At 63.5% G+C, this 8,681-nt stretch carries 5 protein-coding genes and 1 pseudogene; 2 read left to right on the top strand and 4 right to left on the bottom strand.

Features of this window, described 5'->3' with window-relative positions:
- Positions 1 to 62: 62 nt before the first annotated feature.
- The 3 genes from GSQ95_RS16075 to GSQ95_RS16065 are packed head-to-tail and all read right to left on the bottom strand — an operon-like array spanning position 63 to position 4,092.
- Positions 63 to 2,009: a MacB family efflux pump subunit gene (locus tag GSQ95_RS16075; protein WP_158896967.1), complete on the bottom strand. Its 1,947-nt coding sequence runs from the start codon at positions 2,007 to 2,009 to the stop codon at positions 63 to 65.
- Positions 2,006 to 3,160, bottom strand: a complete 1,155-nt coding sequence (locus GSQ95_RS16070) for an efflux RND transporter periplasmic adaptor subunit (RefSeq protein ID WP_158896968.1) — start codon at positions 3,158 to 3,160, stop codon at positions 2,006 to 2,008. The genes GSQ95_RS16075 and GSQ95_RS16070 overlap by 4 nt, the downstream gene beginning before the upstream one ends.
- A 26-nt stretch (positions 3,161 to 3,186) precedes the next feature.
- On the bottom strand, positions 3,187 to 4,092 hold the full coding sequence (locus tag GSQ95_RS16065) for a FecR family protein (RefSeq protein WP_158896969.1): 906 nt from the start codon (positions 4,090 to 4,092) through the stop codon (positions 3,187 to 3,189).
- A gap of 169 nt (positions 4,093 to 4,261) precedes the next feature.
- Between GSQ95_RS16065 and GSQ95_RS27195 the strand changes: the two are divergent.
- Together GSQ95_RS27195 and azu are read left to right on the top strand one after the other, a co-directional pair.
- Positions 4,262 to 6,501, top strand: a pseudogene (locus GSQ95_RS27195) (penicillin acylase family protein).
- A gap of 13 nt (positions 6,502 to 6,514) precedes the next feature.
- Positions 6,515 to 6,961 carry an azurin gene (azu, locus tag GSQ95_RS16055; protein WP_158896970.1) on the top strand — a complete coding sequence of 149 codons (447 nt, stop codon included), beginning with the start codon at positions 6,515 to 6,517 and terminating at the stop codon, positions 6,959 to 6,961.
- A gap of 297 nt (positions 6,962 to 7,258) precedes the next feature.
- Here azu and GSQ95_RS16050 read toward each other — a convergent pair whose 3' ends face one another.
- Positions 7,259 to 8,164 (bottom strand): DMT family transporter, encoded by a 906-nt coding sequence (locus GSQ95_RS16050; protein ID WP_158896971.1) that lies wholly within the window; start codon positions 8,162 to 8,164, stop codon positions 7,259 to 7,261.
- Positions 8,165 to 8,681 lie beyond the last annotated feature (517 nt).

The following is an 8,681-nucleotide window of genomic DNA, read 5'->3' as shown; positions in this document are numbered from 1 at the left end:
GGGTGGGGTGGTGCAGGCGGTGAGCAGCAGGCATAGCGGCAGGCAGCGCAACAGGACGAGCTTCATTGGCTGGCCAGGGCGACGACGGGGTCCAGGCGAGCGGCCTGGCGCGCGGGCATGAAGCCGAACAGCACGCCCGTGAGCAGGGCGCAGCCGAAGGCGCCCTGCACCGCCGGCAGGGTGAATACCAGTGACACGCTGGCCAAGTGCAGCGCGGCGCCGATGGTCAAGGCCAGGGCCAGGCCGATAACCCCGCCGATCAGCGCCAGCAGACCCGCTTCGGTAAGGAATTGACGCAGGATGTCGCGCTGGCGGGCGCCCACGGCGACGCGGATGCCGATCTCGCGGGTCCGCTCGCGTACGGTCATCAGCATCACGTTCATCACGCCGATGCCGCCGACCAGCAGGGAGATGGCGGCGATGGCCCCGAGCATCAGCGACAGGGTGCCCTGGGTGCGCGCCTCGGCCTGGATCAGGGCAGCGTCGTTGGTGAGTTCGAAATCCGTGCGGCCGTCGTGCAGGCGCAGCATCAGACGCTCGATGGCGGCGCCCGCGCGATGGACCTGGCTACCGTCGCTGGCGGCGATGATCACGTACTCGGGCTGGTGGCGACCGAACAGGCGGATGCTGGCGGCGGAGTAGGGGATGGCGATGCGGTCATCGGCGTTCTGATCGCCGGAACTGGCGCCTTTGGCGGCGAGCACACCGACCACCCGGAAGGGCACGTTCTCGATAAGGATCTGCTGGCCGATGGGATCGCGCCCCTCGAAAAGGGTCCGGCGCACCCGGTCGCCAATCACCGCCACGGTGGCGGCCTGGGCTTCGTCGACCTGGCTGAAATAGCTGCCGCGGACCACCGGCCAGTTGAGGATCTTAGGGAAGTCCGGGTTGCTGCCACCGATGTAGGCCTGCATGTCGCGGTTGCCATGGCGCACGGTCAGTTCCGCGCCGTTGACCGGCATGATGCGACGCACCTGGGGCAGGGTCGCCAGGGCCGCCACGTCGTCCAGGGTCACTACCCCTTCGGGGGCGCGTGGACTCGGCGCGCGACCGCTCAGGTAGAGGATGTTGGAGCCGAAGGCGCCCATCTGCGCCATGACCTTGCGTTTGCTGCCTTCACCCACGGCCAGCATCACCACCACCGACGCCACGCCGATGACGATACCGAGCAGGGTCAGCACCGTGCGTATCCGATTGCTCCAGAGCGTGTGCCAGGCGCCGCGCAGCGCGTCGAGGCCTTCGGCGAGCAGGAGGCCGTAGGGCGTTTCCTGGCGGGTGGTGGGGTCGATGGCGGGAAGTCCTGACTCGCCCGCAGGGCGCAGTCGGCGATCCGCGACGATCTCGCCGTCACTGATCTCGATCACCCGGGCGGCGCGCTCGGCGACCTGGCGATCGTGGGTGATGAGGATGATGACGTGGCCTTCCACAGCCATCTCATCGAGCAGTGCCATGACCTGCTGGCCGCTGTGGCTATCCAGCGCCCCGGTGGGTTCGTCGGCGAGGATGATGTGGCCGCCGTTCATCAAGGCCCGGGAGATGGACACCCGCTGCTGCTGACCACCGGACAGCTGATGCGGTCGGTTGGCGGTGCGCTCCGCCAGGCCCAGACGTCCCAGCAGGGCGGCAGCGCGGTGATCGCGCTGGCTGGCCGAGGCGCCGGCGTAGAGCGCGGGCAATTCGACGTTCTCCTGGGCCGAAGCGGCGGGAATCAGGTGATAGCCCTGAAAAACGAAGCCGAAGGCCTCACGACGCAACCAGGCCAGGGCATCGCGATCCAGTACCGCCACATCCTGGCCGGCGAAGCGATAGTGGCCGCTACTGGGACGATCCAGGCAGCCGAGGATATTCATCAGCGTCGATTTGCCGGAGCCGGAAGCGCCGACGATGGCGACGAATTCACCGGCGTCGATGCGTAGGGAAATACCCTTGAGCACCTCGATCCGGGGCGTTTCACCACCGCCATAGGCCTTGCGCACGGCCTCCAGTTCGATCAGCGGCACGCGGCTCATGGCGCGACGTCCTGTGGCGGATCCACCAGCACTCGCTCACCTTCGGCCAGGCCGGCGCGGATCTGCAAGCGCTGGCGATCGCTGAGGCCGGTCTCCAGCCGCCGGGCTTCGGGTGTGCCATCGGCCGTCAGCACCCAGGCCAGGCCCCTGCCGTGGCCATCGTCCTGCACCGCCGCCACCGGCAGACTCAGCGCACCGGCCGCCAGGTCCACCAGGAAGGTGACCTGGGCGGTCATGTCTGCCATCAGGGTGCGATCCTCGTTGTCGACATCGATCAGCACGGTGTAGAGCACCACCCTGCTCTGGCCGGCCTGGTCGCCGACCGGGCTCCCACCGCCCTGATTGCTCTGCTCCAGAGGCCGAGGAGGGACGGGCAGGATCTGCCGGACCCTGCCTTCCCAACGGCGCGGTTCGCCGCTGAGCAGGGTGAACCAGGTGGTCATGCCGGGCTTGATACGGCCGATGCCGGCCTCGGACACCTGGGCCCAGAGGGTCATCGGCGAAAGGCGGGCGATACGCAGGATCAGCGGCGTCTGCTGCTGGGCGTTGAGGGTCTGGCCTTCACGGGCGTCCACCGCCACCACGGTGCCGCTCAGGGGCGCATAGATGCGCGTGTAGCCGAGTTCGGCCTCGTAGCGGCGCAAACCGGCGCGAGCCTGGCGAATCTGGGCCTCCAGGCCGCGCACCCGGGCGGCGCTGGCGTCCAGCTGCGCCTTGGCGCTCTGCACGTCTTCCGCACGGGTTGCATTGCCGCGGGCCAGTTCCAGTTGGCGGCGGTGCTGTTGGCTGGCCAGGGTCTGCAAGGCGCGTTGTTCGGCGAGCTGGGCGTGCAGGGCATCGATCTGCGCATGGCCGGCTTCGACGCGGGCCCGCTGAGTGGCTGGATCGATTTCCACCAGCAATTGCCCGGCCTCCACTTCACTGCCGGGCTCGACGTGCAGGCGCAGGATCTGCCCGGAGGCCTGGGCGCCAACATCGACATAGCGCCTCGGCTGTAGAGTGCCCAGAGCCGTCACCTGACTCTGGAGGTCGGCGACCACCGTGGGGCCGTACTGGCTGGTGCGCGGGAGCAGCGCCCAGGCCGCGATGGCGCAGAGACTCAAGGCCGCAGCCAGGGCCAAGGCGAGGGTGGGATGGCGAAGGGAGGTCATGGGGCGTCGTAAAGGTACCTGGAAGGCTACCCCACTATTTGCGGCAATCCTTGTACCAGTGCCTGGAGATTGCCGGTGCCGAAGACCCCGCCCACCCGCAGCTCGCCGGTGGCGGCATCGGCCAACACCAGGGGGCGCTCCAGGTAGGGATTGATCAGCGGCAGCGCTTCGGCCAGCGTCAGATCGTTGAGCACCAGCCGACCACTGCGCCAGGCCAGGGCGGTGTCCAGGTCCACTGCGCCGACCTCGGGTCGGTCCTGGCCCTTGCGATAGCGTGCCTGGGTGCCGGGGGTGAGCAGGGCGTCTTCGCCATCGGCATGGCTGGCGACCTCCACCGAGCCCTCGGCGACGGTTACCCGCACCTCGTCGCCCAGGGCGCGGACGCTGAACCGGGTTCCGGTCACGGTGACCGTTACCTGACCGGCCTTCACCTGGAAGGGGTGGGCCTGGTCACGGCTGGCGTGGAAGTAGGCGCTGCCCTGGCTCAGCCAGACCTGGCGACGATCCTTGAAGTTGGCGAAGCTCAGGGTAGAGCGCTGATCTAGCTCCAGTTCGCTGCCATCGGGCAGGACCAGGCGCTGCAGCTCTCGTTCGGCCTGGTACCTGTGGTAGTTGTTGGGCAGCCAACCCTGTTCCCAACCACCCCAGCCGGCCAGCACGAGACCGATCAGGAGCATGGCAGCAGTTGCCAATGGACGGCGCGTGCGGCGGACTCTGTGCGGTGCCCGGCTGGTCTGGGCGGGAATCAGCCCGCTGAGCTGCCAGGTGCGCTCCACCCGCTGGTATTCCTGCGCATGTCGCGGATCGCGCGCCAGCCAACGCTGGAAGGCCGCGCGGTCGCTGGCGCTGCACTCGGCGTCGTGCAGTCGGATGCACCAGTCGACGGCGGCGTCCGCAATGTCATGGTCGGGGGGGCCGGCAGAAGGCGTCATGGTTGGATAGGGTCGGGTGGCGCTGAAGGGTGGCAAGGCTAACTCGTTTCAGGAGGAAACCGTACAGGCCCTGGGGCTATTTTTCCGCATCTTTACAATGAGGCTGCGTTAGGAACGCAAACCGCCCGACCCACTTTAAATTTTTCCGCCAAAGGCTCGTTTGCTCTGCATGTCCGGTCTTGCAGGTAGAGGTTTGCCTTTCGTGCTTCGTTCATTTCGCTATCTCTCACTGGTGGCGGGGCTGAGTCTTGGCGCTGTCGGTGCCCAGGCCGCGCCGAATCAGCCCGTGGAAATCCGCTGGACCCAATACGGCATCCCGCACATCCGTGCGACGGACGAGCGAGGACTGGGCTATGGCATCGGCTACGCCTACGCCCGTGACAATGCCTGCCTGCTGCTGGAAGAGGCCATGACCGCCCGAGGCGAACGTGCGCGTTACCTGGGGGAGCGAGGGGTCAATTCGACGGGTCTGCCCAACCTGGCCTCCGACGTGCTCTTCGGCTGGGTCAATGACGCGGCGGCGGTGCGCCGTTTCGACCGGGCGCAGCCCGTCAGCATGACCGACCGTCTCGATGGCTATGTCGCCGGGTTCAACCGCTATCTGCAAGCACCTACCACCCCGCTGGGCTGTGCGAACGAGCCCTGGGCAAGACCGCTGGTGCGCGAGGATCTCATTCGGTTGACGCATCGGCTGCTGGTGGAGGGCGGACTGGGTCAATTCGGCGAGGGCTTCGCCGCGGCCACGTTGCAGCGCGATGGTTTGGCAGGTGTCCAGACGGGCTCGCGACGATTGCGCCAGGAGCTAGGTAGCAACGCGGTCGCCGTTGGCAGTGCCCGCGCCGCTGGAGCGCGCAGCCTGCTACTGGCCAATCCTCATTTTCCCTGGCACGGCGCGTTGCGCTTCTATCAACTGCATCTGACCCTGCCGGGGCAGCTCGACGTCATGGACGCCGCGCTGCCGGGTTTGCCGCTGGTGAACATCGGCTTCAACCGGCATCTGGCCTGGACTCACACGGTGGATACTGCCGCGCATTTCACCCTGCATCGGCTGACGCTCGATCCGCGCCGCCCGCGACACTACCTGGTCGATGGCCAGTCGCTGCCATTGCGTGAAGAGGTGGTCAAGGTGGCGGTACGGACCGCGGCTGGCCACCTGACCACCATCGAGCGCAGTGTTTGGGTTTCGCGTTTCGGCCCGCTAATCCGCTTCCCTGGGCCCTTAGACGAGACCGCTACCCAAGCCTGGGCGCTGCGCGACGCCAACCTGGACAACACCCGGGTACTCGCCCAGTGGGACGCCATTAACCGGGCCGACAGCACGGCCGCCTTGACCCGGGCGATCGCCACGCGCCAGGGCATTCCCTGGGTCAACACCCTGGCGGCGGACGACCAAGGCCAGGTTGCCTACCTTGACCTGTCGGTAGTGCCACACCTGGACGCCGCGCGGCTTCAAGCCTGAGTGCTGCCCGAACTGGCGGCCCAGGGCCTGCCGGGGCTGCGAGGCGATCTCGCCGCGTGTCACTGGCGGGACGATCCGCGCGCGCGCCAACCGGGCATCGTTCCGGCAGCCCAGCAACCCCAGTTGGTCGGCACCGGCGTGCTGCAGAACAGCAACGACAGTGCCTGGCTCACCGATCCCGTGCGACCGCTGGAAGGCTTTTCGCCGCTGGTGAGTCGTGCCGGCGAACCCCTGGGGGCTCGCACGCGCTTTGCCCTGGCCCGCTTGGCGACCATGCCCAAGGTCAGCGCCAACTGGTGGTGGCCAATCAGGTCGCCAGCGGCGTCTGGGTGATGCCGGATTTACTCGCGTACTGCGCGCGGCCAGCTCATCCGCCGTCGGTACGCAGCGCTTGCCAGGAGCTGGCGGACTGGGACGGAACCGCCAATCTCATCGCAGGGCCGGGTCTGCAGGTGTTCGCAGGCGTCATGCAACGACTGACCGCGGATGGCAGCCTATGGCGGCGCCCCTTCGACCCCGCCGATCCGTTGCACACGCCGGCTGGCATCGATTACGCCCGTGAGGGTGCCCCTGAGAGGCTGGACCGCTGGCTGACCGAGGCCGTTGCCGAACGCCTGCCACGCGCCTGGGGCGAGGTGCAGCGCAGTGCCGGGGTGGCCATCCCCGGGGGCGACGGGCATTTGGGCATCTATAACGCCATCCAGAGCGAGGTACAGGGCGATCAGCGAGAGGTGGTTGCGGGCAGCAGCTATATCCAGGTGGTGCGGTTCACCGCGGCTGGCCCCGAGGCCCGGGGTGTGCTGGCCTTCTCTCAGTCCAGCGATCCGCGCTCGGCCCACCATCGCGACCAGACCCTCCTGTTCTCCCGTCAACAGTGGCTGACGCTGCCCTTCACCGAGCGGCAGATCCAGGCTAATCCTTATTTGCAGATTCTTCGTCGCACGCCTTGAAAGGAGATATCCCATGCTGCTGCGTGCCCTGACCTTGATCGTCCTGGCCGGCGTCGCCCCTTGGTCCCAGGCGGCCTCTTGCGAGGCCACCGTGGACGGTACCGACATGATGACCTACAGCGTTCAAGCCCTCGAAGCAAGTCGGAGTTGCCAGACCTTCACGCTCCACCTGACCCACTCGGGCAACATGCCCAAGAGCGTGATGGAGCACAACTGGGTGCTGGCCAAGGCCAGCGACGCCGAGGCAATCGATGCGGACGGCGGCAGAGCAGGGTTCGAGGAGGACTACCTCAAGCCCAAGGATCCGCGCGTGATCGCCCACACTCGCTTGATCGGCGGCGGTGAGAGTGACAGCGTGACCTTCTCCCTTGCTGGTCTGAAGAGCGATGAGGCCTATGAATTCTTCTGTAGCTTCCCCGGCCACCTGACTTTGATGAAAGGAATCTTCACAGTTATCTGATAACCGATTTTTACGACCGCGTGTCAAATATGTGAAGAAGACGGCGCTGTTGCAGCTGTGGATGCGCTGGCAAGCTGAAAATTCTGACAGTCATTTAAGGCCGTCAGTTGGATGGCCTTGATGTCGCTCAGCATATCCATGTCTGCGCTGGAAACGTATCAGTTCACAAGGTTTTGGGTTGTAATCGGTCAACTTCGAGCCGACATCACGCCTGGTTAGGCGTCAAGTAATGTGTCAAGGCTAAGTAGAGATGTCGCTGGGCTGGCTAAGTAAAAATTTCATAAGACGTGGCTTGCATTAATGACGTACAGAAAGGACTCCCGCAGCTATAATCATCACCATACCTAACGTCGAGATTATATCAGGCATTTCTCCCAAAAAGACAAAACCCCATATGGCCGCAAAGCCTACATAAGAGAAATTTAACGTTCCTATCATGGCTGAAGGACCCTTCTGGTAGGCAATAGCAGCACCAATGCTGCCAACCAATAGCGCTAGTGCCAAAAGTACTATCGCCTGCCATTCGGCATGGCCCATCGGTGTCCAAGCGGCAAACAGAAAACCATGACGCAAGTCCTTGGGCATCTCGAGTAATAACACGCTGACCAGCGACCCAACTATTATAAAACCGATATTCAGATGCAGAGATAGTATAATTGGGTGCTGATCCCTACACTTGAGTCTAGTGATTGTCATCGCGCAGGCACATAGTATCGCAGAGCCCACCGGTAAGATCGTGTAGAAATTAAAGTCTTCAGCATCGGGTCGAAGAATTAATAATACACCCGCAAAACCCATAACCACTGCTACCCAGCCAATACCACCGACTCGCTCGCCAGAGATTAACGCGGAGAGCATGGCGATGAAGATCGGCAATGTGTTGTAAGCCGCTGCGGCCGCAGAAAGCGTCAAATGTGACAGTGACAGATAGTACAGTACCCACATCCCAATCAACATGACGCTGCGCAGTACAATCCAGCCCACGCCTAGCGGGAGTTTCCTTGCACCGGTTGCCCGAGCAAGCAGCAGTAGAACCGGAAGGATCAATACTGATCGGAGTACGAAAATCTGCCAGATAACAAAGGTACTGCTCATCAGCTTGACGAGCGCGTCTCCTAAAGACAGTGCAAGCACGGTCAGCAAGATTGCAATTATGGCCAAGGGGATATTATCGTCAGTGTTGTCATGCTTAAATTTCACCATTGGCTAACTCGCTTCTTTTGAATATGGCTTCTACATTGGGCAACATCGTCACCTACGCCTCCCTGCCACCTGGCGAGCTGATAGCAAATTGCCCAAAACTTGGAAGAGTGTTGTGACAGGCACTAGGGTATGCTGGGGTCTGTCTGAAATATTAAATTTCCCTCACTATCAGTAAGACTGCGCTTACCTGGCTCATTGGTTCTGCCTGCCAGTGACCCGAAAAAATAGCTATAGGATCGGCAAAAAGACTTTTCGGCCAAACCCTTATGCTTGTCGCAGCTATCGAAACTATAAAATCTAATCGCGACTCGAATTCAACCAGCAAAGAATTTTCGTAGTCTCGTTACGAGAACACTAGTTAGCCTTCCATCGTAAAGCGTTGAGTACCGATACTCCTAGCATACCGATTGAGCGAGTCGAGCGTACGAAAGATCCTCACCAACTCACGCCGTGAGCGAAGAGCGAAATGCCGGCTCTCTTTGCTATACCGTACCTGCAATTGCCATCCGTGCCCGTC

The sequence above is a fragment of the Pseudomonas sp. BAV 4579 genome (assembly GCF_009765395.1).
Taxonomy (GTDB): Bacteria; Pseudomonadota; Gammaproteobacteria; order Pseudomonadales; family Pseudomonadaceae; genus Chryseomonas; species Chryseomonas aestiva.
Note: the sequence above shows the minus strand (reverse complement) of the source record. Positions and strands in the feature narration are given on the sequence as shown.